The organism is Pseudomonas sp. GW822-FHT06D10, assembly GCF_058799535.1.
In genome coordinates this window covers 376,280-399,195 of record NZ_JBXALN010000001.1, presented here as the reverse complement: position 1 = coordinate 399,195, position 22,916 = coordinate 376,280, and the positions used below count along the sequence as shown (strand labels likewise).

General features: G+C 63.5%; 19 protein-coding genes. 12 read left to right on the top strand and 7 right to left on the bottom strand.

The features are described 5' to 3' along the window. Nucleotides 1-3 precede the first annotated feature (3 nt). Nucleotides 4-1,218: an MFS transporter gene (locus AC1RL5_RS01740; protein WP_492589006.1), complete on the top strand. Its 1,215-nt coding sequence runs from the start codon at nt 4-6 to the stop codon at nt 1,216-1,218. Nucleotides 1,219-1,406: 188 nt separating this feature from the next. Here the strand turns inward: AC1RL5_RS01740 and AC1RL5_RS01735 are convergent, their stop codons facing one another. The 5 genes from AC1RL5_RS01735 to AC1RL5_RS01715 all read right to left on the bottom strand — a co-directional run bounded on the left by AC1RL5_RS01735 (nt 1,407) and on the right by AC1RL5_RS01715 (nt 7,368). After that, nucleotides 1,407-2,585, bottom strand: a complete 1,179-nt coding sequence (locus AC1RL5_RS01735) for a sugar transporter (RefSeq protein WP_011061784.1) — start codon at nt 2,583-2,585, stop codon at nt 1,407-1,409. A gap of 132 nt (nt 2,586-2,717) precedes the next feature. After that, the gene (locus AC1RL5_RS01730) at nt 2,718-3,317 is read right to left on the bottom strand and encodes a TetR/AcrR family transcriptional regulator (RefSeq protein ID WP_011061785.1); all 600 of its coding nucleotides are present in this window, start codon (nt 3,315-3,317) and stop codon (nt 2,718-2,720) included. A gap of 144 nt (nt 3,318-3,461) precedes the next feature. Next, nucleotides 3,462-4,349 carry an alpha/beta fold hydrolase gene (locus tag AC1RL5_RS01725; RefSeq protein ID WP_103407341.1) on the bottom strand — a complete coding sequence of 296 codons (888 nt, stop codon included), beginning with the start codon at nt 4,347-4,349 and terminating at the stop codon, nt 3,462-3,464. Nucleotides 4,350-4,371: 22 nt separating this feature from the next. Beyond that, nucleotides 4,372-5,427, bottom strand: a complete 1,056-nt coding sequence (locus AC1RL5_RS01720) for a sugar phosphate isomerase/epimerase family protein (protein ID WP_492589007.1) — start codon at nt 5,425-5,427, stop codon at nt 4,372-4,374. Nucleotides 5,428-5,628: 201 nt separating this feature from the next. Next, nucleotides 5,629-7,368: an amidohydrolase gene (locus AC1RL5_RS01715; RefSeq protein WP_123577942.1), complete on the bottom strand. Its 1,740-nt coding sequence runs from the start codon at nt 7,366-7,368 to the stop codon at nt 5,629-5,631. A gap of 106 nt (nt 7,369-7,474) precedes the next feature. On the opposite strand from AC1RL5_RS01715, the gene AC1RL5_RS01710 reads away from it, so the two are divergent. The 4 genes from AC1RL5_RS01710 to AC1RL5_RS01695 all read left to right on the top strand — a co-directional run bounded on the left by AC1RL5_RS01710 (nt 7,475) and on the right by AC1RL5_RS01695 (nt 11,405). Further along, a complete protein-coding gene (locus AC1RL5_RS01710) occupies nt 7,475-8,389 on the top strand; it encodes a LysR family transcriptional regulator (protein WP_019094508.1) in 915 nt (304 codons plus the stop codon). Between the two features lie 354 nt (nt 8,390-8,743). Next, the gene (locus AC1RL5_RS01705; RefSeq protein ID WP_072450085.1) at nt 8,744-9,727 is read left to right on the top strand and encodes a DUF1852 domain-containing protein; all 984 of its coding nucleotides are present in this window, start codon (nt 8,744-8,746) and stop codon (nt 9,725-9,727) included. 27 nt (nt 9,728-9,754) lie between these two features. Then, nucleotides 9,755-10,789, top strand: coding sequence for a methionine synthase (locus tag AC1RL5_RS01700; protein WP_176876674.1), 1,035 nt, complete (start codon nt 9,755-9,757; stop codon nt 10,787-10,789). A gap of 106 nt (nt 10,790-10,895) precedes the next feature. Next, nucleotides 10,896-11,405, top strand: coding sequence for a flavin reductase family protein (locus tag AC1RL5_RS01695; RefSeq protein ID WP_011061792.1), 510 nt, complete (start codon nt 10,896-10,898; stop codon nt 11,403-11,405). Between the two features lie 87 nt (nt 11,406-11,492). Here the strand turns inward: AC1RL5_RS01695 and AC1RL5_RS01690 are convergent, their stop codons facing one another. Next, nucleotides 11,493-11,963, bottom strand: a complete 471-nt coding sequence (locus AC1RL5_RS01690) for an Lrp/AsnC family transcriptional regulator (protein ID WP_011061793.1) — start codon at nt 11,961-11,963, stop codon at nt 11,493-11,495. Nucleotides 11,964-12,087: 124 nt separating this feature from the next. Between AC1RL5_RS01690 and AC1RL5_RS01685 the strand changes: the two genes are divergently transcribed. From AC1RL5_RS01685 to AC1RL5_RS01655, 7 genes are all read left to right on the top strand, one after another. Further along, a complete protein-coding gene (locus AC1RL5_RS01685; protein ID WP_492589008.1) occupies nt 12,088-13,341 on the top strand; it encodes a methionine gamma-lyase in 1,254 nt (417 codons plus the stop codon). A gap of 121 nt (nt 13,342-13,462) precedes the next feature. Further along, nucleotides 13,463-14,596 carry a branched-chain amino acid ABC transporter substrate-binding protein gene (locus AC1RL5_RS01680; RefSeq protein ID WP_011061795.1) on the top strand — a complete coding sequence of 378 codons (1,134 nt, stop codon included), beginning with the start codon at nt 13,463-13,465 and terminating at the stop codon, nt 14,594-14,596. Nucleotides 14,597-15,320: 724 nt separating this feature from the next. Continuing rightward, nucleotides 15,321-15,866: a phage tail protein gene (locus AC1RL5_RS01675; protein WP_072450083.1), complete on the top strand. Its 546-nt coding sequence runs from the start codon at nt 15,321-15,323 to the stop codon at nt 15,864-15,866. A gap of 17 nt (nt 15,867-15,883) precedes the next feature. Continuing rightward, entirely contained in the window at nt 15,884-16,459 is a 576-nt protein-coding gene (locus tag AC1RL5_RS01670; RefSeq protein WP_011061797.1) for a phage tail protein, read from the top strand. 28 nt (nt 16,460-16,487) lie between these two features. Beyond that, nucleotides 16,488-17,045 carry a phage tail protein gene (locus AC1RL5_RS01665; protein WP_053152323.1) on the top strand — a complete coding sequence of 186 codons (558 nt, stop codon included), beginning with the start codon at nt 16,488-16,490 and terminating at the stop codon, nt 17,043-17,045. Next, nucleotides 17,042-17,587, top strand: a complete 546-nt coding sequence (locus tag AC1RL5_RS01660) for a GNAT family N-acetyltransferase (protein WP_103407347.1) — start codon at nt 17,042-17,044, stop codon at nt 17,585-17,587. The genes AC1RL5_RS01665 and AC1RL5_RS01660 overlap by 4 nt, the downstream gene beginning before the upstream one ends. Nucleotides 17,588-17,713: 126 nt before the next feature. Further along, nucleotides 17,714-21,364 carry an autotransporter domain-containing protein gene (locus AC1RL5_RS01655; RefSeq protein ID WP_492589009.1) on the top strand — a complete coding sequence of 1,217 codons (3,651 nt, stop codon included), beginning with the start codon at nt 17,714-17,716 and terminating at the stop codon, nt 21,362-21,364. 139 nt (nt 21,365-21,503) lie between these two features. Here AC1RL5_RS01655 and AC1RL5_RS01650 read toward each other — a convergent pair whose 3' ends face one another. Beyond that, on the bottom strand, nt 21,504-22,916 hold the full coding sequence (locus tag AC1RL5_RS01650; RefSeq protein WP_103290075.1) for an aspartate aminotransferase family protein: 1,413 nt from the start codon (nt 22,914-22,916) through the stop codon (nt 21,504-21,506).

Here is a 22,916-nt window from a genome sequence, read left to right as displayed (position 1 = left end):
ACCATGACCAACGCTCAACAGCTGCCCCTCGACACCCTGGACACGCCCCAGGCCGCCCCGGCCTTCGACCTGCGCCCGCTGCTGGTGGCCAACCTGGCCTGCACCATGGCGATGATGGCGTTCGTTTCGCTGATCGGCCCCATTGCGCGGATTCTCGGCCTGGCCACCTGGCAGGCGGGGATGGCGGTGACCGTCTCCGGGGTGATCTGGATGCTCCTGGCCCGGCCCTGGGGCCGGGCCAGCGATCGCCTCGGTCGGCGGCGCATCCTGCTGCTGGGCACCGGCGGCTTCACCCTGGCCTTTCTCGCCCTCAGCCTGTTTATCGACGTGGCGCTGCACGCCCTGCCTTCGGCGCTGCTGGCGTTTGCAGGGTTGCTGCTGGGCCGCGGCCTGATCGGGGTGTTCTATGCGGCAATCCCGGTGGGCGGCTATGCGCTGATCGCCGACAACATCGAGCCCGAGCATCGCGCCCGGGCCATGGCGTCCCTGGGGGCGGCCAACGCCTGCGGGCTGGTCCTGGGGCCGGCGCTTGCCGCATTGCTGGCGCGCCACAGCCTGAGCCTGCCGTTCTATGCGCTGGCGGTGCTGCCGCTGCTGGGCTTCGCCTTCCTCAAGGCACGGCTGCCGCGCCAGGAACTGCACCTCAAGCAGCCGCCCAAGCCGGTGAGCCTGGGCGACCCGCGCCTGCGCCGGCCGCTGGTGGTGGCGTTCGTCTCGATGCTGTGCGTGGCCATGGCGCAGATCACCGTGGGCTTCTTCGCCCTCGACCGCCTGGGCATGAGCCCGGCCGATGCGGCGCAGACCGCCGGCATTTCCCTGACCCTGGTGGGGGTGGCGCTGATCGCCTCGCAACTGGTGGTGCGCAAACTGGAATGGCCGCCGCTGCGGATGATCCGCATCGGCGCCCTGGTGGCGGCGCTGGGCTTTGTCACCAGCATTCTCGCGGCCCACGCCTGGGTGCTGTGGCTGGGGTTCTTTGTTTCGGCCGCCGGCATGGGCTGGATCTTCCCCTCCTTCGCCGCCCTGGCCAGCAACTCGGTGGACGCCGCCGAACAAGGCGCCACGGCCGGCTCCATCGGCGCGGCCCAGGGCCTGGGGGTAGTGGTCGGGCCCCTGGCCGGGACCCTGATCTACGGGCTGGAGCCACGCCTGCCCTACCTGCTGGCGGCGCTGCTGCTCGTACTGGTCGCCTGCTGGCCCGTAGCCCGACTCCGGTAACCTTCGGGCGAACGACGCGCATTATCGAAACCCTGCGGCCCTGTAGCCGCTGCCGAGCCTGCGGCGAGGCTGCGAAAAGGTCCGCAGGACCTTGCTCGGCGGTCTCCAACCGGGCACGCAGCGGCCTTGAGAGCGCCGCGCCCCTGCGACGGAGTGCCGCCCAGACCGTTCGCAGCCTGCGGCAGCGGCTACACGCTGGTGCGGCTCATGCGGCCCAGGGCCAGGCTGTACAACAGCAAGGCCAGGGTCGCCAGGGCGCCACCCGCCAGGCCGACATAGGCAAAGCCCAGCTGCCCGCCGACCCAACTGCCCAGCAGCGCACCGCCGCCAATGCCGATGTTGTAGATGCCGGAGAACATCGCCATGGCCACGTCGGTGGCGTCCGGCGCCAGCACCAGTACCTTGGATTGCAGGGCCAGGCCGAAGCCCATGATCGCCATGCCCCAGAACACACTCAGGGCCACCAGCGACCAGACGTGGCCATTGAGCGGCAACAGCAGGCTCAGGCACAGCGCCAGCAGCGCCACCGCGGTCAGTAGAAACCCCTGGGGGCTGTGGCGGTGCAGCCAGCTGAACAGCAGCGAGCCGATGATCCCGGCGCCGCCGAACACCAGCAGGACCAGGGTCACCACCTCGCCCCCCAGGCCCGCCGCCACCTTGATGAAGGGCTCGATGTAGCTGTAGGCGGTGAACTGCGCCGTCACCACCAGGGCGGTAAGCACATAGATCGCCACCAGCGCCGGGCGCTTGAACAGCAGCGGCAGGCTGCGCAGGGAACCGGAGTTCTGGCTCGGCAGCAGCGGCAAGGTGCGGATCAGCCACAGCACCAGCAGGCCGGCCATGGCCGCGATCACGCTGAACGTGGTGCGCCAGCCCAGGGCCTCGCCCAGCAAGCGGCCCAGGGGAATGCCCAGGACCATGGCCAGTGAGGTGCCGGTGGCCAGCAGCCCGAGGGCCTGCACCTGCTTGCCCGGCGGCGCCAGGCGCACCGCCAGGGACGCGGTGATGGACCAGAACAGTGCATGGGCCAGGGCCACGCCGATGCGGCTGAGCATCAGCAGGCCGAAGTTGCTGGCCAGGCTGGAGAACACATGGCTGACGATAAACAGCCCGAACAGCACCGTGAGCAGCTTGCGTCGTTCGATGTTGCGGGTCAGCAGCATCACCGGCAGCGAGGTCAGGGACACGATCCAGGCGTAGATGGTGAGCATCAGACCGACCCGCTCGGTGGGCAGGTCGAAGCTGGCGCCAATGGCGCTGAGCAGGCCCACCGGCACAAACTCGGTGGTGTTGAAGACAAAGGCCGCCAACGCCAGCGCGATGACCGGCTGCCAGTTGCCTTGGGGTGTCGCCGCGGAATCACTCATGGGGGGGCGTCATACTCTTTCGATGATGGGACGGGTCCGGGACCCGCTGAAAAAATGCACAACCCGGGCCAGCCTCGCTGCTCCCGGATTGCGGGCAAAGGCTCCCAGGCGGAGCCGGGGTGCAGCGCCGCTTCAATTCCCTTGGGCGGTTCGCGCAAAGACCTGCATGGCCAGCGCCACGCCCTGCAGCAGGCGCGCTGCGCTGACGCCGTCGCGGGCTTGCACCGACAGCCCGTGGAGCACCGTAGAGTAATAATCGCCCAGGGAAGTTGCATCGCTGTGGCCGGGCAATTCACCCGCCTGCTGCGCGGCTTCCAGGCGCTGGATAATGCTTGCGGTACGCGCCCGGCGATGTTCGGCCAGCCATTCGCGCACGCTGTCGTTGTCGCTTGAGCAGTTCACCGCCGAGGCCACCACCATGCAGCCACGGGGGCCGTCGGCCCGGGTGTAGAGTGCCACCGCTTCTTGCAGCATGCGCTCGATGGCGACGTAGGCGCAGGGCTCTTGCAGGGCCAGGTCGGCGAAACCGCCTTCCTGGCTTTCGTACAGCTCGATGGCCTCGCGAAACAACGCCTCCTTGGAGCCGAAGGCGGCATAGATGCGCGCCGAGGCGATGCCCAGGGCCGCCACCAGGTCGGCCATGGAGGTGGTTTCGAAACCACGGCGCCAGAACAGTTCGAGCGCCTGGCGCAGTGCCTGGTGACGGTCGAATTCGCGGGGTCTTCCAGCCATGGGGGTCGGGTATCTCGTCGGGACAGGGAAGGCGTTCGGTTGAGCCCGAACAGCCGGTTGGCGCAGGGCGCCGGGACGAAATGATATTAGATTTGCGCCGGTCGCGGCCAATTTCCGTGGCCGCGGCCTTGCCTGCGCCCTGCCTCAGTCACGGCCCTCCTGCAGAAACGGCAGCAGCAGCGCGAGAAATTCCTCCGGTGCCTCCTCCATGATGAAGTGCCCGCAGTCCTCGACAATGGCCCCGCGCAGGTCATTGGCATGGCCCTGCAGGGTCAGCAGAGGTGCATCGTTGGTGGCGTGCTCGGCACCAATGGCCAGCACCGGCATGGTCAGCGGCCGCTGCGCGCGCAGCTGATTCTGGCGCACCGTCTCGGGGATCGCCCGGTAATAGGCGAAGCCTGCGCGCAACCCGCCCGGGGCAGCGTAGGCCTCGATGTAGACTTCGGCGGCCACCGCCTCGCGGCGATGGGACCAGTGGTCGAAGATGTAATTCAGGTAGGCCCGCTCGCGCCCGGCGATCAAGGCTTCCGGCAAATCCCGCAGCTGGTTGAACATGAAGTGCCAGAGAAAGATGTTCTGCTCCGGCGCGACGAAAATCGGTGGTGCATCCGCCAGCCCGGGGATCACCGCCTCGGTCAGCGCCAGGCGCTCCACCGCCTGCGGATGGTCGCTGGCCAAGGCGTAGGCGATCCACATGCCGACGTCGTGGCCGACCACGCTGTAGCGCTCGAAACCCAACTGCCCCATCACCTGGTGCAGCACCCCGGCCACATGGCCGGTGTCGTAGCCGTGCTCAGGACGGTCGGACTGGCCGCTGCCCGGCGGGTCCACGGCAATGGCCTGGAAGCCTTGGGCAGCCAGGGCCTGGATCACCTGACGCCAGGCGTACCAGGTCTGCGGCCAGCCGGGAATCAGCAGCACCGGCCGGCCCGTGCCGGCGATGACACAGTGGATGCGCTGGCCATCGACGCGCACGTAACGGTGAACCAGGTCGAGGCTGTCGGCCTGGAGGTTGTCAGTCAAAGCATTCATGGTGTGTTCTCGATGAAGGGTTTCAGGCAATGCCGAGCATGGCGTTGATCTGTTGGCGGTCGATCTGCGCGCCGGCGAAGTCGTCGAAGATGCGCTCGGTGACCTGGATCATGTGGCGGTTGATGAACTCGACACCTTCCCGGGCGCCATCCTCCTGATCCTTGAGGCAGCACTCCCATTCCAGGGTCGCCCAGCCCAGGTAGTCGTATTGCGCCAGCTTGGAAAAGATCCCCTTGAAGTCCACCTGGCCATCGCCCAGGGAACGGAAGCGCCCGGCGCGCTCGACCCAGGCGCTGTAGCCGCCGTAGATGCCCTGGCGGCCGCTGGGATTGAACTCGGCATCCTTGACGTGAAACATGCGGATGCGCTCGTGGTAGATGTCCAGGTAACTCAGGTAGTCCAGCTGTTGCAGCACGAAGTGGCTGGGGTCGAAGAGAATGTTGCAACGCGGGTGATGGTCCACCAATTCATAGAAGCGTTCGAAGCTGGTGCCGTCGTGCAGGTCCTCGCTGGGGTGGATCTCGTAGCACAGGTTGACCCCCTGCTCGTCGCAGGCATCGAGGATCGGCCGCCAGCGCCGCGCCAACTCGTCGAACGCCGTCTCGATCAGGCCCTCGGGGCGCTGGGGAAAGGGAAACAGATAAGGCCAGGCCAGGGACCCGGAAAAGGTCCCCAGCTCACTCAGCCCCAGGCGTCGCGAAGCCTTGGCCGCCAGCTTCATCTGCTCCATGGCCCAGGCCGTTCTGGCTTGCGGATTGCCCCGCAGCGCTGGCGGGGCGAAGTTGTCGCACATCGCATCGTAGGCCGGGTGCACCGCCACCAGTTGGCCGAAGATATGGCTGGTCAGCTCGCTGATCTGCAGGCCCTTCTGCGCCAGCTGGCCCTTGAGTTCATCGCAGTAGTCCTGGCTCTCGGCCGCCGTGGCGACGTCGAACAACCGCGCATCCCAGGCAGGGATCTGCAGCGCCTTGAAACCCAGGTCGGCGGCCCATTGGGCAATCGCCGGCAAATTGTGGAACGGCGCCGTCTCGGCGCTGAATTGCGCCAGATGCAGGCTGGGACCCTTGAGGGTTTTCATCGAACTGCTCCCTATTCTTTGTCAGTCGACAAAGAATAGGGATACGCTCTTGCCGCGTCAATCATCGCCGTACAGAAAAGTGTTTGGCCGTGAGGCCGATCGCCCGTAGGCGCTGGCTTGCCAGCGAAGGCGTCGCAGTGGTCGACAAGGCAAAAAAAGCCCGCGATGAAGATCGCGGGCCCGGCCGGCATCCAGGCAGCATCACGGCCGGCTATACACCTCACGCCCGGCAAAGTAGGTCTTGAGCACCTGGGTTTGCGCCAGTTGCTCCTGGGGCACCTGGAACACATCGCGGTCAAGAACGATCAGGTCGGCCTGCTTGCCCGGGGCCAGGCTGCCGATCTGCTGCTCCAGGCCAATGGCCCGCGCGGCGTTGTGGGTGTAGGCGTAGAACATGGTTTCCCGGTCGATGCCTTCGTCCTTGTTCAACACGCCCTTGGGCCCCTTGCGGCTGATGGCCTGGGCGATGGCCTTCCAGGGTTCCGGGGTGCTTACCGGCCAGTCGCTGGCCCCGGCGATGGTGGCGCCGTTCTTCAGCAGCGAGCGTGCCGGGTACATGAACTGGAACTGCATGGCGTTGATGTAGGGCTGGAGCAAATCGATGCTCAGCTCATCGGCGGCGGCCCAGTACAGCTGCATGGAGGCGATCACGTCCAGTGGCTTGAAGCGGGCGAACTCCTTGGGGTTGACCATCTGCAAGTGGGTGATGGAGTGCACCACCCCACTCTGGCGATCACGCCGCGCCTGCTCGAAGCCGTTGAGGGATTCGCGCACCGCGCGGTCGCCAATGGCATGCACATGCACCAGCCAGCCACGGGCATCGGCGGCGCTGACCAGCTCGCCGAAATGCGCCGGGTCGATCAGCAGTTCGCCGTCCTTCTTCGAGTTCTTGTAGGGGGTCAGCAGGGAAGCGGTCTGCGCCGGAAACTCGGCGACACCGTCGGCGAAGATCTTGATTCCCGGCAGGCTCAGGTTCGGCACCCCGAGGAACTGCTGGCGCACCTGCTCCAGCACCTCCAGGTCCGCCGGGCGGCTCTTGGGATTGGCCACCATCAGGGCCGCGACCCGCAGGGTCAGCTCGCCCTTCTGCGCCAGCGCCTTGTACACCGGCAGTACACCGACGGTCTGGGCCGTGGGATGCATGGCGAACAGCGCGTCGCCCGGGGTGGCGTTGGCCGCCGGGTCCATCAGCGCGGTGATGCCCAGGCTCAGGTTGAGGTCGCGGGCGGCGCGCCCGGCGTCGAGCAACTGCTCGAAGCTCGGCGGCGGCAGTTGCGAGGTCAGGGCCGAGAGCCCGGCATCGGCGACAAAACCGTTGGGGCTGCTGTCCGGGTGATGGCCGATGGTGGCCTGGGCCTCGCCCTGCAGCGCCTTGACCCGCGCGGCGTCTATGCCGCCGCGCTTGAGCATGGCGCGGTTGGCCCAGCCGGTGTGGTAGTCCCAGCCAACGAACAGAATCGGTACATCGGCCCATTCGCCCTGGTTGAAGCGCTGTTCCAGGGCGTCCACCTGGCTCCAGTAGGTCGAGGGAAAACCGCTGACGCTGAGGATCTCGCCATGCCGCGCCTTGCCGTCATCGCGCCAGCCGCGCAGGCGCTGCTCCAGCTCGTCCAGGGGCAGTTGCTGGGTTTCCAGGTCGGCGGCCTTGAGCTTCAGGCCCCCGAAGATGGCATGACTGTGGCTGTCGATGAACCCCGGCATCAGCACCTTGCCCTGCAGGTCGATGACCTGGGTGCCCGGGGCCTTCAGCGCCAGCACCTGGGCATCGCTGCCGACCATGACGATGCGCCCCTGCTCCACCGCCACCGCCTGTTGCAGGGGCTGGCCCTGCTCGGCGGTGAACACCTTGGCGTTGTGCAGCACCAGGTCCACCGCGGCCTGGCTGTGCAGCGAGACCAGGGCCAGGGCCGAGGCCAGCGTGATATTCAGCGTCTTTTTCATTGTTGTTCGCACCCTTGGCTCAGAATGCGCCAGAGACTAGCCAAGTCACCGGTGCTTAAGAATACTGCTTCGCGCAACCCATCCTTTCCAAAGAGGCAAGACTGCAATGGACCAGCTGGGCGCCATCACCATGTTCGTGACCACGGTCGATCAGGGCAGCTTCACCCGCGCCGCCGCGTGCCTGGGCAAGACCACCTCGGCCCTGACCAAGGCAGTGAGTCACCTGGAGAGCCAGCTCGGCACCCGCTTGCTGGAGCGCTCCACACGCCGGATCGCCCTCACCGAGGCCGGGCATATCTACCTGGCCAGCGCCCGGCAGGTATTGCGCCAGCTGCAACAGGCCGGGGAAGACATCGAGCGCCTGCAGCAGGAAATGTGCGGCACCCTGCGCCTGGTGGCGCCGCCCTCCTTCGCCCCGGCCTTTCTCAATGGCGCCTGCTACGGCTTTCTTGAGCAGTACCCGCAGATGCGCCTGGACGTGGAGCTCACCGACGAATTCGTCGACCTGCAAAGTGGCGGCTATGACCTGGCCGTGCGCGACGGGCCGGTGGAACTGCCGGACCTGATCGCCCGCCCGTTGACGGCCAACCGCATCCTGCTCTGCGCCAGCCCGCGCTATCTGCAGCGCCAGCCCTTGCCGGTGACCCCGGCGCATTTTGCCGAGCATGACTGGCTGATCTTCCGTCACCCGGCATTGAACCCGCATTTCTGGCGCTTCACCTTGAATGGCGAGCAGCAGCGTGTGCCCCAGCCGGTGCCGCGGCTGGCCAGTGACAATTACGATTTCCTGTTCGGTGCCCTACTGGCCGGGCTGGGCCTGCAACTGTGCCCGCAGTGGAGCGCCGCGCCCTACCTGCGTCGCGGCGAGCTGGTGCAACTGCTGCCCGAGGCGCAGCTGGACCCGGAGCAGTTCGGCCCGAGGATCCATGTGATCTACCCCGCCCACAGGCGCCAGACCCGCAAGCACCAGGCCTTCATCCAATGCCTGAACCGCTACCTGGACGAGCAGCAATTGCATTGATGGGCCAGCTCCCGGCCCATCTGGCGCTGGCAGCCCTGTCGAGTGCGGCCGCAGCCACCACGGGTCGGATTGCGCCAGAGCCCAGGCATACACATCAACCAGTGGTTTGGCCGGGCAATGAATACTGGGGCAAATAGGCTTTTGCGATTGAGTGACTATCACATCATGAATGTGACTAAAGACCTGGTGAAATCAATTCATTAGTACTCAATTAATAGCTCGACATAAGATGCGCCTCAATAATAGACAACATAAAGACTACCGAGAAAAAGTAGCCAGGAACAAAACTGGAAAGCACTGAAAGCCAACAAACAAGTTCAGGACTTATCTCGGAAATCAGGATGCCAGATCACAATGAACAACGATTTCACATTCACCATCAAGAGCATTTGCTTCGACGAAGATTATCACCCGTCCGAGAATACGCGCATCACCACCAACTTTGCCAACCTGGCCAGGGGCAAGAGTCGCCAAGAAAACTTGCGCAATACCTTGAGGATGATTGACAACCGCTTCAATGCCTTGGCGCATTGGGACAACCCCAAGGGCGATCGTTATACAGTCGAGCTTGAAATCATCTCCGTGGAGATGGACATCGACACTCAAAGCAGTGGCCATGCCATCCCTCTGATTGAAATATTGAAAACCAATATTTTCGATCGAAAGACCAACGAACGCTTTGAGGGCGTTGTAGGAAACAACTTTTCCTCTTACGTACGGGACTACGACTTCAGCGTGCTATTGCCGGAGCACAACAGGGAGCGACCAAAGTTCAGCATTCCGGAAAACTTCGGAGAGCTGCATGGAAAGCTATTCAAGCATTTCATCAACTCCAGCACTTACAAGGAAAACTTCAACAAGCCACCGGTGATCTGCCTGAGCGTTTCGAGCAGCAAGACCTACCATCGGACTGAAAACCAGCACCCTGTACTGGGCATTGAATACCAGCAGGACGAATATTCTCTAACAGATGAATACTTCAACAAGATGGGGTTGAAAGTTCGCTACTTCATGCCGTCCAACAGCGTTGCGCCTTTGGCTTTCTACTTTGCCGGCGATTTGCTCAGTGATTACACCAACCTGGAACTGATCAGCACCATCAGCACGATGGACACCTTCCAGAAGATTTACCGGCCAGAGATCTACAATGCCAACTCTGCAGCAGGCAAATCCTATCAACCGAGCCTGAAGCACCAGGACTATTCATTGACTCGAATTGTCTATGACCGAGAAGAACGTAGCCGCCTGGCGATTGAGCAAGGGCAGTTTGTCGAGAACAACTTCATCAAGCCATACCAGAACATTCTTGAGCAGTGGTCCGCCAATTACGCTCTTTGACTCATCAAAAATACAAGGTCACCCATGATGAAAAAGTTGTTACCCACTTCAACTGCCGGCAGCTTGCCTAAACCTTCCTGGCTTGCACAGCCTGAAACGCTCTGGTCGCCCTGGAAGTTGCAAGAGGAAGAACTGGTTGAAGGCAAGCAGGACGCCTTGCGCTTGTCACTGCAAGAACAACAGCAAGCAGGCATTGATATCGTCAGTGATGGCGAGCAGACACGTCAGCACTTTGTCACGACGTTCATCGAACACCTCAGCGGCGTTGATTTTGCAAAACGTGAAACCGTCAGGATTCGTGATCGCTATGATGCGAGCGTCCCCACGGTGGTGGGGGCTGTCAGTCGCCAGAAGCCGGTTTTCGTGGAAGATGCCAGGTTTCTGCGCCAGCAGACCGAGCAACCCATAAAGTGGGCGCTGCCAGGCCCGATGACGATGATCGACACGCTTTATGACAGCCATTACAAAAGCCGCGAAAAACTGGCCTGGGAATTCGCCAAGATCCTCAACCAGGAAGCCAGGGAGCTGGAGGCGGCCGGCGTGGATATCATCCAGTTTGATGAGCCCGCCTTTAACGTCTTCTTCGATGAAGTGAATGACTGGGGTGTGGCCACCCTGGAAAGAGCCATTGAAGGTCTTAAATGCGAAACGGCGGTGCACATTTGCTATGGCTATGGCATCAAGGCCAATACGGACTGGAAAAAGACCCTGGGCTCAGAGTGGCGGCAATATGAAGAGGCGTTCCCCAAGCTGCAGAAATCCAGTATCGATATAGTCTCGCTGGAATGTCACAACTCTCATGTCCCAATGGATCTCATTGAACTCATCAGAGGCAAGAAGGTGATGGTCGGGGCCATTGATGTGGCCTCCAACACCATTGAAACACCCGAGGAAGTGGCCGACACCCTGCGCAAGGCATTGCAGTTCGTGGATGCCGACAAGCTCTATCCCTGCACCAACTGTGGCATGGCGCCCTTATCCCGTGGCGTGGCAAGGGGCAAGCTGAAGGCTTTGAGTGCCGGCGCAGAAATCATCCGAAGAGAACTCTCGAACCTGAGCTGAGCTAAAGCCGCAAGTGGTGTGCCAGGGGGGTGAAGCGGTGGATTGAAAAGCCGCCGCTTCACCCCTCTGCGCGCTGCCGGACAGTACCCAATATTCAGGACCCGCCATGTCACTTCCCAGTACGGCTATCGAGCCAATGCGCTTTCGCGAAGCGCTCGGGCACTACGCATCCGGCATCACGGTGATTACCTCACAGGTTGATGGCGAGCCGCTCGGCTTTACGTGCCAGTCGTTCTATAGCGTGTCGATGAGCCCGCCGCTGGTGTCATTCAGCGTCATGTCCAGCTCGGCCAGCTACCCCAAGATTCGTCAGGCGGGCCGCTTCATGGTCAATATCCTCTCAGGCGAGCAGGTCAGGATTTCCAACCAGTTCGCAAGCAAAGGCACGGACAAGTGGCAGGGAGTTCAATGGCAGGAGTCGCCGCTGGGCAACCCGATCATTGCCGGCAGCCTGCACTGGCTCGATTGTGAAATTCACGCCGAACACGTCGCAGGTGACCACCTGATCGTGATCGGTGAAGTCAAGGCGCTGAACCTGCAGCAAGCGGCTGCTGCGCAGCCATTGCTGTATTTCAAAGGACAATATTGCAACCTCGCGGCCCCGGGCGCGGTGTGAACCCTGGCCGGCGCTCCTTCGCTTTGGGCCTGTTTCAGACAGCAAGGTTGCTTGTGAATCGCAAGGACGCTGGCGCCCCACCTGCGCTCACTCTTGTACCGGAATCTGCCGCAACGGCTTGACCGACTTGAAGGAAAAACTCGAATAGATCTCCTTCACCGCCGGCAGGGTCTGCAACACTTCACGGGCGAATTCGCCGAAGGATTCCAAGTCCTTGGCCAGCACTTCGAGGAGAAAGTCGTAGCGCCCGGAGACGTTGTGGCAGGCGATGATTTCCGGGATCTCCAGCAGCCGTTGTTCGAAGGCCCGGGCGGTGTCCTGGGAGTGGGATTCCATCATCACGCTGACAAAGGCGGTGACCCCATAGCCCAGCGCCTTGGGCGAGAGGATCGCCTGGTAACCGGTAATCACCCCGCTCTCTTCGAGAATCTTCACCCGGCGCCAGCACGGCGAGGTGGTCAAGGCGACGCTATCCGCCAGCTCGGCATTGGTCAGCCGGGCGTTGTCTTGCAGGGCGATCAGCAGGGCTTTGTCGATACGGTCCAGATCGAGGGGCATGTCTTACCTTTTTATCTTATTTTTATGGTTATTTATTCCAATTATTCGGTTCTAAAGGGCCGATATTGGAAATTATTGCGCCGGATTTGAGCATAGCATTAGAGCAAATCCGGGAGCGTTCACCATGAACAATAAAAACAGTGACCTTGGTTTTTCCACCCGTGCCATCCATCACGGCTACACCCCCCAGGAGCATCAGGGCGCGCTGATCCCGCCGATCTACCTGACTTCCACCTTCACCTTCGCCACCGCCGAATACGGCGCCGGCTGTTTTGCCGGTGAAGAACCCGGCTACTTCTATACCCGCATCGGCAACCCGACCCTGGCGTTGCTGGAAGCGCGCATGGCCGCCCTGGAAAACGGCGAAGCGGCCGTGGCGTTCGGCTCCGGCATGGGGGCGATTGCCGCGACCTTGTGGACCCTGCTGCGCCCGGGCGACGAGGTCATCGTCGGCCAGACTTTGTACGGCTGCACCTTTGCCCTGCTGCACCACGGCCTTAGCGAATTCGGCGTCAAGGTACGCCATGTCGACCTGACCGACCTGGGCGAGCTGCGGGCGGCCATCGGCCCGGCCACGCGGATGATCTATTTCGAAACCCCGGCCAACCCCAACATGCAACTGGTGGACATCGCCGCCGTGGCCCAGGTGGCCCGCCAGCATCCCGGCCTGCTCGTGGCGGTGGACAACACCTACTGCACACCTTACCTGCAGCGCCCGCTGGAACTGGGCGCCGACCTGGTGCTGCACTCGGCCACCAAGTACCTCAGCGGCCATGGCGACATCACCGCCGGCATCGTGGTCACCGGCCAGGCCCTGGCCGAACGCATCCGCCTGCAGGGCCTGAAGGACCTGACCGGCGCGGTGCTCTCGCCCCAGGACGCTTTTCTCCTGATGCGCGGCCTCAAGACCCTGGCCCTGCGCATGGATCGCCATTGCGCCAACGCCCAGGCCGTCGCCCAGTTCCTCCAGGACCACCCCGCCGTGGCCTGGGTCGCCTACCCGGGGCTGGCATCCTTTGCCCAACACGCCCTGGCCGCAAGACAGATGAAGCTGCCCGGCGGCATGATCGCCTTCGAACTCAAGGGCGGGCTGGCCAGCGGGCGACGCTTCATGAACGCCCTGGGGCTGTTCAGCCGCGCGGTCAGCCTGGGGGATGCCGAATCCCTGGCCCAGCACCCGGCGAGCATGACCCATTCCACCTACACCCAGGAGGAACGGGCCGAACACGGCATCGCCGAGGGCCTGGTACGGCTGTCGGTGGGGCTGGAAGACATCGCCGACCTGCTGGCCGACATCGCCCAGGCCCTGGACGCCAGCGCCGAACCCGCGCGCCCCACCCTGGAGGCCGTGAGCCGAATCGGCAAGGCCCTGCCTTGAGCAGGATCAGCACATCTGGCGGCAAAGCCGACTACAACACCCTGCCGGCGCCCGGGCGCCGGCAGTCCAGGCAACACCCGCAACACCCTTAGAACCGTAACCCACAGGAGTGGAACAACCCATGAGTCGTATCAATAACAAAGCCACCCAACTGCTCAGCGCCATGATCCTTGCCGGCCTGGCCTGCCATTCCATGGCAGCCGACAGCATCCGGATCGGCATCGCCGGGGCCAAGACCGGCCCGGTGGCGCAATACGGTGACATGCAGTTCAGCGGCGCGCGCATGGCCATCGAGCAGATCAACGCCAAGGGTGGCGTCGACGGCAAGCAACTGGTGGCCGTGGAATACGACGATGCCTGCGACCCCAAGCAAGCGGTCGCCGTGGCCAACAAGGTGGTCAACGACGGCGTCAAGTTCGTGGTCGGACACCTGTGCTCCAGCTCCACCCAGCCCGCGTCGGACATCTACGAAGACGAAGGCATCGTGATGATCACCCCGGCCGCCACCAGCCCAGAGCTGACCGCCCGTGGCTACAAGATGGTGTTCCGCACCATCGGCCTGGACAACGCCCAGGGCCCGGCGGCGGCACGCTACATCGCCCAGCTCAAGCCGACCAATGTGGCGGTGCTGCACGACAAGCAACAGTACGGCGAAGGCATTGCCAGCTCGGTCAAGGACATCCTCGGCAAGGAAGGCATCAAGGTGGCGATGTTCGAAGGCATCAACGTCGGCGAACGCGACTACTCCTCGATCCTGGCCAAGCTCAAGCAGGCCAATGTGGATTTCGTCTACTTCGGCGGCTACCACCCGGAAATGGGCCTGCTGTTGCGCCAGGCCAAGGAAAAGGGCCTGACCGCACGCTTCATGGGGCCTGAAGGCGTGGGCAACGACTCGATCTCGCAGATCGCCAAGGACGCTTCCGAAGGCATGCTGGTGACCCTGCCCAAGTCCTTCGACCAGGACCCGGCCAACAAGGCCCTGGTGGAGGCCTTCGAAGCCAAGAAGGAAAACCCCAGCGGCCCGTTCGTGCTGCCGTCCTACTCGGCCGTGGAAGTGATTGCCGGAGGCATCGCCGCAGCCAAGAGCGAAGACCCGGAAAAAGTCGCCGAGGCGATCCACAAGGGCACCTTCAAGACCCCCACCGGCGACCTGAGCTTCGACGAGAAAGGCGATCTCAAGGACTTCAAGTTCGTGGTCTATGAGTGGCACTACGGCAAGCCGAAAAGCGTAGCGGCGGAAAACGCCGGGCTCTAAGCCGGGCACCGGGTGCCGCCTGCCAGGGCAGCGGCGCCCTACCCGTTTCAGGTGCAAGGCCTGAAAGAAACTCTGCACACCGTTTGAACAACGCCCTTCAAGCCAGACTTAAAGCACTAATTCCCGAGTATTCTAGTTGGGAACAACTTAAAGAACGGGTAACAACAAGGACCGCTTCGGGTAACACTTTCCAAAGCCTCTACTTATACTCCAGAGCCCTCGCCTTGGAAGCGGCCCATGCTTCCCGCCCAGGAAGATCGTTAGCCTGCTTTGTTTTCTTCTGAACTTCTCACTGCCGTCTCCCGCTCAACTAGAGCTCGTGATGAAAGGGCCTGAAAAGCCCGAACCAGAGGACTTTCGCGAGCAGCGCAATAACCCCCGCCCACCCGCTGCAAGCCAGCATTCGATATGCCTCAAGGCCTGTATCTTTAGTGCCAAGCCGCTAGGCATGAGGCTTGCCGCGCTGCGCTTATGCAGCAACTAAAACGTTAAAGCACAAGGCTGTGACGCGCTTCGAATGTTACCGATAAAGATGAACTTAATGTTACCGACCAAGTAAAAAAAGATAAGCCGTAAACCCACTAACACCGGGAAGTAGTTCCTCTTTTTTCATGGATAGAAATACTGTTTGCTAACTAAATTCGATTTTGTATATCGTGCGCAACATCAAATTGCCAGCTGCGGAAAGTACTTCTGCCAGGCCTTTTTTCAAGGAGCGAAGAACATGGAACCCTTTCTCGGCGAGATTCGTCTGTTCCCCTGGTCCTGGGCCCCACAAGGCTGGCTTTTGTGCCAGGGGCAGATCCTCGACGTCGTGAACTATACGGCGCTGGCCAGCCTGCTCGGCGATCGCTACGGCGGCGACGGTAAAACCACCTTCGGCCTGCCAGACCTTCGAGGCCGGGCAGCCCTGGGGGAAAACCCTGTCGCGTCGACCAGCCCTGTGCTGGGGGTACATGAACTGGGCAGCATGGACGGCGCCGAGTGGGTCGCACTGACCCTCAACAACCTGCCCGCCCACAACCATGTCGCCAATGTCGCGGTCACCGCCGGCACCGGCGGGCCGGCGGGAAATATTCCCGCCATCAGTTCGACGTCCAAAGGCGCCGTATCCAAACCCACCTATGTCGCTTATGCCGACAAAGATCGCGTGACGATCAACCCGACCACAGTGGTGACCACCCTCGGCTATCCACTGCCAAACATGCAGCCATCGATCGTCGGCAACTTCTGCATTGCCGTCACCGGCACCTACCCACCCCGGGCCTAACGACTAAGGATAGTGATATGTCTGATGCATACCTCGGAGAAATCCGCATGTTTGCCGGCAACTTTGCCCCCAGGGGCTGGGCCCTGTGTAACGGTGCGCAACTGTTGATCCGGAACTTTGAAGCCCTTTACACCCTGATCGGCACGACCTACGGCGGTGATGGCAGCAACACCTTCTGCCTGCCTGACTACCGCGGCCGTACCCCCATCGGCCAGGGCAATGGGCCCGGCTTCACGCCCCGGGCCCTGGGCCAGGCCGTAGGGACCGAGCAAGTCACCATGAGTGCGCTCAATACCCCACCGCACATCCATGGCTTCCAGGTCAGCTCCAGCGAGGTCACATCCGCCAACCCGCTCCCCGCCAACCAACCGGCCAATAGCTACACCTTTGGCAAGTTCAAGCTTGAAGGCAGCTTTACCGGCCTTTACAGCAAGGGCGACAGCACATCGGCGGTGGTCAGCATGAGCCCCAACTTTCTTAGCCCGGCTCTGGGTATCCCCAATAAAGCAGTCGAGCCACACAGCAACATGATGGGGTCCCTGGCGATCACCTACATCATCTGCCTGAACGGCTACTACCCACAAAAGCCCTAGTTTCTCTTAACTTCAGGAATGCTCGACCATGGACGCTTTTACTGGTGAAATCAGGCTCTTTCCCTTCAACTTCGCTCCCGATAACTGGGCCGTCTGCGACGGCAGCCCGTTGCTCGTGCAGAATTACCCCGCACTGTACTCAGTGATCGGCCTCACTTATGGCGGTACTGCCGGGACCAGTTTCAATCTGCCCAACCTCAAAAGTCGCGTCACCATCGGCACCGGCCAGGGCGCCAACCTGACCAATCGATCCCTGGGCCAGGCCGTGGGCGGCGATACAACGACCTTGTTGCCAGCACACTTTGCACCCCATACCCATCACGTACTGGCCAAGGACGGCACCGACACCACTGGCGCCCTGGACCTGGCCAATGGCACTGCCTACCTGGCACAACCACGGGGTGTGCGCTTGTACAACGGCACAGTGCCGCCCACCGCTGCTCCGGGACCAAGCCTGCATCCAAGTACGGTGACCACGAACGGTACGGAGGCGGCGAAGACAGGTTCGACGCGCGATGTGATGCAGCCTTTCCTGACCCTGCGCTATTGCATCTGCCTGAACGGCGAGTACCCACAGCAATCGTGACCAGAGCATGCCTTGACTCTCTCCTGCAGGTCACGCTGCCGGCCGGCGCCAGGCTGCGTCCGCAGAGCGCTGATGACCTGGCCTTCCTGCGGGAGCTGTTCGTGTCCCGCCGCTGGGACGAGGTCAGTGCCGTTCCTGGCTGGAGCGACGCCCAACGACGGGCGTTCCTGCACAACCAGGCCGAGTTGCAACACCAGCACTATGAGCGGCACTACCCCGAGGCGCAGTGGCTGATTGTCGAGCAGGCCGGCCAGCCCATCGGCCGCCTGTGCCTGCATCGGCACGCCACTGAGCAGCGCATCGTCGATATCGCCCTGCTGCCCGCCTGGCATGGCCAAGGCCTGGGTACCCGACTGTTGCGGGCGATCCTGGCGCAGGCCGACGCCCAGGGGCACAACAGCAGCCTGAGCGTCGAAACCGCCAGCCGGGCCCGGCGCCTGTATCAGCGGCTGGGCTTTGAGCCCATTGAAGAGAATGGCCTGTACCTGCAAATGCAGCGGCCGGCACAACGACCGGTCCGTGAGGATCTGGACAACCCCTGAAGCCTGAATGCGTATTACTGCCAGGACGCCCGAAACAGGCAGCCTGCGTATTTTCCACCTTCGTCCTTGACTCCCTTACACGCTGGATGCGACCCAACCAAGCGGGTCGCATGGCAGGAAGCCTTTATGAAAACATCACGCAGTTGTTTCCACGCTTGGCTGGCACGTCCGCTGGCCTTTCTCCTCCTGCTGTTGAACCTGGCCCTGGCTGCCCAGGCCCAGGCCGCAGCGCCAGTGATCACCAGCCCGGTATCGGGCACTACCCTGCCGTCAGTTGCGGTGGGCCAGTCGATGAGCATCCCGATCCTTTCCGTGGGCGGCGCAACACCCCTGGATCAATGGTTCCAGTGCGACATCGACGATCCGGACTACGATGGCATTACCCCCTGCCTGCCGCCGGGGTTGATCCTCGACTCCTCGCCCCACAGTTCAGCCACCACCCTGCACGGCACACCGACCACCGCCGGCAACTATACCTTCAGCATTTCCCTGAATGACGGCGTTGGCCAGGCCGGAGTCGCCACCTACAACCTGGTGGTCACCAGTTCTGCGGTCCCAACCCTGACGTCGGTCAGCCCAAACAGCGGCAGCATCGCAGGCGCCACCGCCGTCACCCTCACCGGCAGCAATTTTACCGGCGCCACCTCGGTCAGCTTCGGCGGCACGGCGGCCCCCAGTTATACCGTCAACAACGCCACGACCATCACGGCCACCACACCGGCTCATGCCGCGGGCGCAGTGAACGTAACGATCATCACCCCTGGCGGCAGCGCGACCCTGACCAATGGCTATACCTACGCCGTGCCCGCCCCCACAGTCGGCCCGGTCAGCGCCACGGTGGCCGCCAACAGCAGCGCCAACTCGATCACTCTGAGCCTCAGTGGCGGCGCCGCCACCAGCGTCGCCGTGGCCAGCGCCGCCAGCCATGGGACTGCCACCGCCAGCGGCACCAGCATCAGCTACACCCCCACCGCCGGTTTCTCCGGCACCGACAGCTTCACCTATACCGCCACCAACGCCAGCGGCACTTCCAGCCCGGCTACGGTGACCATCACCGTCACCCCGCCCACCCTGGCGATAACACCGACGACTCTGCCCAACGGCACTCAAAGCGCGGCCTACAGCCAGACCCTGAGCACCTCCGCGGGCACCGCCCCCTACAGCTACGCGATCACTGCCGGCAGCCTGCCGGCCGGCATGAGCCTGAACACCGGCACCGGTACACTCAGCGGCACCCCCACTGCCGGTGGTGCCTTCAACCTGACCATCACCGCCACCGACGCCTACAGCGCCACCGGCTCTCGCGCCTACACCTTGTTGATCAACGGCCTGCCACCAGTTGCCAACGCACTGAGCGCCACGGTCGCGGCCAACAGCAGCGCCAACCCGATCCCGCTGAGCCTCAGTGGCGGCGCCGCCACCAGCGTCGCCGTGGCCAGCGCCGCCAGCCACGGGACTGCCACGGCCAGCGGCACCAGCATCAGCTACACGCCTGCCGCCGGCTTCTCCGGCGCCGACAGTTTCACCTACACCGCCACCAACGCCAGCGGCACTTCCAGCCCGGCCACGGTGAGCATCACCGTCGGTGCCCCGAGCATCACCCTGAGCCCCGGCTCCCTGAGCAACGGCAACGCCGGCACGCCCTATAGCGCAACCCTCAGCGCCACCGGCGGCACTGTGCCCTACAGCTACAGCATCACATCCGGCAGCCTGCCGACCGGCCTCAGCCTGAACACCGGCACCGGTGCGATCAGCGGCATACCAAGCGCCGCTGGCACCTTCAACCTGACCATCACCGCCACCGATACCAACGGCGCCACCGGGTCCCAGGCCTACTCGATCTCCATCAATATTCAGGCACCGGTTGCCAGCGCCGTCAGCGCCACGGTCGCGGCCAACAGCAGCGCCAACCCGATCCCTCTGAGCCTCAGTGGCGGCGGCGCCACCAGCGTCGCCGTGGCCAGCGCCGCCAGCCACGGGACTGCCACGGCCAGCGGCACCAGCATCAGCTACACGCCTGCCGCAGGCTTCTCCGGCGCCGACAGTTTCACCTACACCGCCACCAACGCCAGCGGCACTTCCAGCCCGGCCACGGTGAGCATCACCGTCAGCGCGCCCAGCCTGGTACTGACCCCGGCGTCCCTGGGAGCGGGCACGGCGGGCAGCCCCTACGGCGCAACCCTCAGCGCCACCGGCGGCACCGTTCCCTACAGCTACAGCATCACCAGCGGTAGCCTGCCGACGGGCCTGAGCCTGAACACCGCCAGCGGCCTGATCAGCGGTACGCCGACTACCAGCGGCAGCAGCAACCTGGTCATCACCGCCACCGATGCCAACGGAGCCACGGGCTCACAGGCCTATTCGATCACCATCGCTGCCGTGGCGATCACCGTGCCCGCCTCCAGCCAGATCCTCGCAGCGGGCCAGTCGGCCACCGTCGACCTGACCCAGGGCGCCACCGGCGGCCCGTTCACCCACGCCACCCTGGGCACGGTGACCCCGGCCTCGGCCGGCCGGGCGATGATGATGGGCCCCTTCTCGATGCGCTTCGTGCCATCGGCGGCCTTCGCCGGTACGGCGGTCGTCAGCTTCGGCCTGCACAATCTCAGCGGTTCCAGCGCCTCCAGCACCATGAGCTTCATCATCCAGACCCGTGCGGACCCGACCAGGGACGCCGAGGTCATCGGCCTGCTCAACGCCCAGAGCCGCGCCGCGGAACGCTTTGCCAGCACCCAGATGGACAACTTCAACCAGCGAATGGAGCAGCTGCACCAGATGCGCTGCGACCGCAATTCGTTCAACGCCAGCTTGCGCAAGGACGGCAGCAACGTACCGCTGGGCGAGGTCGCCAAGGTGATCAAGGAGCAACTGGGAGATTCGGCCAACCAGACCGAGCAGGAAAAACGCGAGGCCGCCGCTGCCGCACAGGACAACTGCAAGCAGGATGCCCTGGCGTTCTGGAGCGACGGTTTCGTCAACACCGGCTCGACCCACGCCCGTGGCGCCCAGGGCAACAGTTTCACCACCCTGGGCCTGAGCGCCGGCGTCGACTATCGGCTGTCGCCCACGCTGATCGCCGGGGTCGGGATCGGCTACGGCAACGACCGCAGCGAGATCGGCAGCAACAAGACCCGCAGCGATGCAGACGCCATCGGCATCGCCACCTACCTGAGCCTGAACCTGGCGCCCCAGGTGTTTGTCGACGGCCTGCTGGGCTACAACCGCATCAGCTTCGACTCGCGTCGCTACATCACGGGCAGCAACGACGACTATGCCCGAGGCTCGCGCGATGCCGACCAGTTGTTCGCCTCGCTGACCGCCAGCTACGAGTACCGCCAGGGGCCACTGTCGCTGACCCCCTACAGCCGCTTGAACGCCAGCGTCACACGCCTGGACGCCTTCAGTGAAAAGGGCGCAGGCATCTACGGGCTGTCCTATGACGAACAAAACCAGCAGAACTTCACCTCCTACCTGGGCCTGCGCACCGGCTACGACCTGATGACCCGGGTCGGCGTGCTCACCCCCAAGGTCGGCCTGGCCTGGGGTCACAACTTCAGTAACAGCAGCGACTACAAGATGCGCTACACCGACCAGGGCGATGAAGGCCTTCTCTACCGGCTCAAGCCCGACGCCCTGGACCGCGACTTCGCCAGCCTGGACATGGGTGTTGACTTCAACCTCGGGCGTGCCTGGCAAATGGGCTTCTCCTATAAGACCGCGCTGGGTTCGGATGAACGCAACGACAGCCTGCGCATCGGTTTGAACGGGAAGTTCTAGAGGCTGACCACAGGCTAACGCCCCGCCACCGGGGGATGCAGAAGGAAATGCTTCCCCTGCCGAGTGACAGGCAAAAAAAACCGCCGCAGCCAGGCTGCGGCGGGTGATGCCACTCAAGGGGGGCGGGTCTGTGTCGCGCTTAGCTGCTCGGCAGGGTACCGGCCTCGATTTCCCCGGCGGTGCGTTCCACTGCGCGGCGGGTCTTGTCCACCAGCTCGTCAATGTCGCCACGGCTGGCCACCAGGGCCGGGGCCATGATCATCCGCCCGAAGGTCGAGCGAATGATCACCCCCTCTTCGAAGCCCAGGGTGCGGCAGCGCCAGGCGATGTCGTTCTCGTTGGCGAAACGCTTGCGGCTGGCCTTGTCCTCGGCGAACTGCAACGCCGCCACCAGCCCGGTGCCCTGGATCTCGCCGATCAGCGGGTGGTTGCCGAACACTTCCCGCAGGCACTGCTGCAGGTAGGGGCCGGTATCGTTCTTGACCTGGCTCACTACCCCTTCATCGCGCAGGGCCTTGAGGTTGGCGATGGCCACGGCCGCTGCCACCGGGTGCCCGGAATAGGTCAGGCCGTGGGCGAACACCCCGCCCTGCTCCACCAGTACCTGGGCAATGCGCTTGCTCAGCACCAGCCCGCCCATGGGGATGTAGCCGGAGGTCAGGCCCTTGGCGATGGACAGGGTGTCGGGCTCGAAACCGAAATGCTGGTGGGCGAACCATTCGCCGGTGCGACCGAAACCACCGATCACTTCGTCGGCGCACAGCAGCACGTCGTACTGGCGGCAGATGCGCTGGATTTGTGGCCAGTAGCTTTCCGGCGGGAAGATCATGCCGCCCGCGCCCTGGAACGGCTCGGCGATGAAGCCGGCGACGTTCTCGGCCCCCAGTTCGAGGATCTTCTCCTCCAGCTGGCGGGCGCAACGCAAGCCGAACTCGGCGGGTGTCAGGTTGCCTTCGTGGGCGAACCAGTAAGGCTCGTCGATATGCGCCACGTCCGGGATCAACCCGCCCATGTCATGCATGAACTTCATTCCGCCCAGGGCCGTGGCTGCCAGGGTCGAGCCGTGGTAGCCATTCCAGCGGCCGATCATCACCTTCTTCTGCGGCTGGCCGAGGATCTGCCAGTAGCGGCGCACGCTGCGGATCAGCACCTCGTTGGCCTCGGAACCGGAGTTGGTGTAGATGGCGTGGCTGTAGTGCCCGGGCAGCAGGCTGAACAGCAACTCGGACAGCTCCACCACCGCCGGGTGGGTGGTGTGGAAGAACATGTTGTAGTACGGCAATTGCTCCAGCTGGGCGCTGGCGGCAGCGGCCAGGTCCTTGCGGCCATAGCCCAGGTTGGTGCACCACAGGCCGGACATGCCGTCCAGGTAGCGCTTGCCGTCGTTGTCCCACAGGTGCAGGCCCTCACCGCGGACTATCACCCGCGGGCCCTCGGCGTTCAGCGCCTTCTGGTCGAGGAAGGCATGGATATGGTGCGCGGCGTCCAGGGCCTGGTAATCCTGGGTGCTGCGGGGCGCGGCCGGCTGCGGCTGTTGGTTGGAGGTGCTCAT

Coding starts and splice junctions, on each gene's coding strand:
- AC1RL5_RS01740 (WP_492589006.1), top strand. CDS start 4: ATGACCAACGCTCAACAGCTGCCCCTCGACACCCTGGACACGCCCCAG.
- AC1RL5_RS01735 (WP_011061784.1), bottom strand. CDS start 2,585: ATGAGTGATTCCGCGGCGACACCCCAAGGCAACTGGCAGCCGGTCATC.
- AC1RL5_RS01730 (WP_011061785.1), bottom strand. CDS start 3,317: ATGGCTGGAAGACCCCGCGAATTCGACCGTCACCAGGCACTGCGCCAG.
- AC1RL5_RS01725 (WP_103407341.1), bottom strand. CDS start 4,349: ATGAATGCTTTGACTGACAACCTCCAGGCCGACAGCCTCGACCTGGTT.
- AC1RL5_RS01720 (WP_492589007.1), bottom strand. CDS start 5,427: ATGAAAACCCTCAAGGGTCCCAGCCTGCATCTGGCGCAATTCAGCGCC.
- AC1RL5_RS01715 (WP_123577942.1), bottom strand. CDS start 7,368: ATGAAAAAGACGCTGAATATCACGCTGGCCTCGGCCCTGGCCCTGGTC.
- AC1RL5_RS01710 (WP_019094508.1), top strand. CDS start 7,475: ATGGACCAGCTGGGCGCCATCACCATGTTCGTGACCACGGTCGATCAG.
- AC1RL5_RS01705 (WP_072450085.1), top strand. CDS start 8,744: ATGAACAACGATTTCACATTCACCATCAAGAGCATTTGCTTCGACGAA.
- AC1RL5_RS01700 (WP_176876674.1), top strand. CDS start 9,755: ATGAAAAAGTTGTTACCCACTTCAACTGCCGGCAGCTTGCCTAAACCT.
- AC1RL5_RS01695 (WP_011061792.1), top strand. CDS start 10,896: ATGTCACTTCCCAGTACGGCTATCGAGCCAATGCGCTTTCGCGAAGCG.
- AC1RL5_RS01690 (WP_011061793.1), bottom strand. CDS start 11,963: ATGCCCCTCGATCTGGACCGTATCGACAAAGCCCTGCTGATCGCCCTG.
- AC1RL5_RS01685 (WP_492589008.1), top strand. CDS start 12,088: ATGAACAATAAAAACAGTGACCTTGGTTTTTCCACCCGTGCCATCCAT.
- AC1RL5_RS01680 (WP_011061795.1), top strand. CDS start 13,463: ATGAGTCGTATCAATAACAAAGCCACCCAACTGCTCAGCGCCATGATC.
- AC1RL5_RS01675 (WP_072450083.1), top strand. CDS start 15,321: ATGGAACCCTTTCTCGGCGAGATTCGTCTGTTCCCCTGGTCCTGGGCC.
- AC1RL5_RS01670 (WP_011061797.1), top strand. CDS start 15,884: ATGTCTGATGCATACCTCGGAGAAATCCGCATGTTTGCCGGCAACTTT.
- AC1RL5_RS01665 (WP_053152323.1), top strand. CDS start 16,488: ATGGACGCTTTTACTGGTGAAATCAGGCTCTTTCCCTTCAACTTCGCT.
- AC1RL5_RS01655 (WP_492589009.1), top strand. CDS start 17,714: ATGAAAACATCACGCAGTTGTTTCCACGCTTGGCTGGCACGTCCGCTG.
- AC1RL5_RS01650 (WP_103290075.1), bottom strand. CDS start 22,916: ATGAGCACCTCCAACCAACAGCCGCAGCCGGCCGCGCCCCGCAGCACC.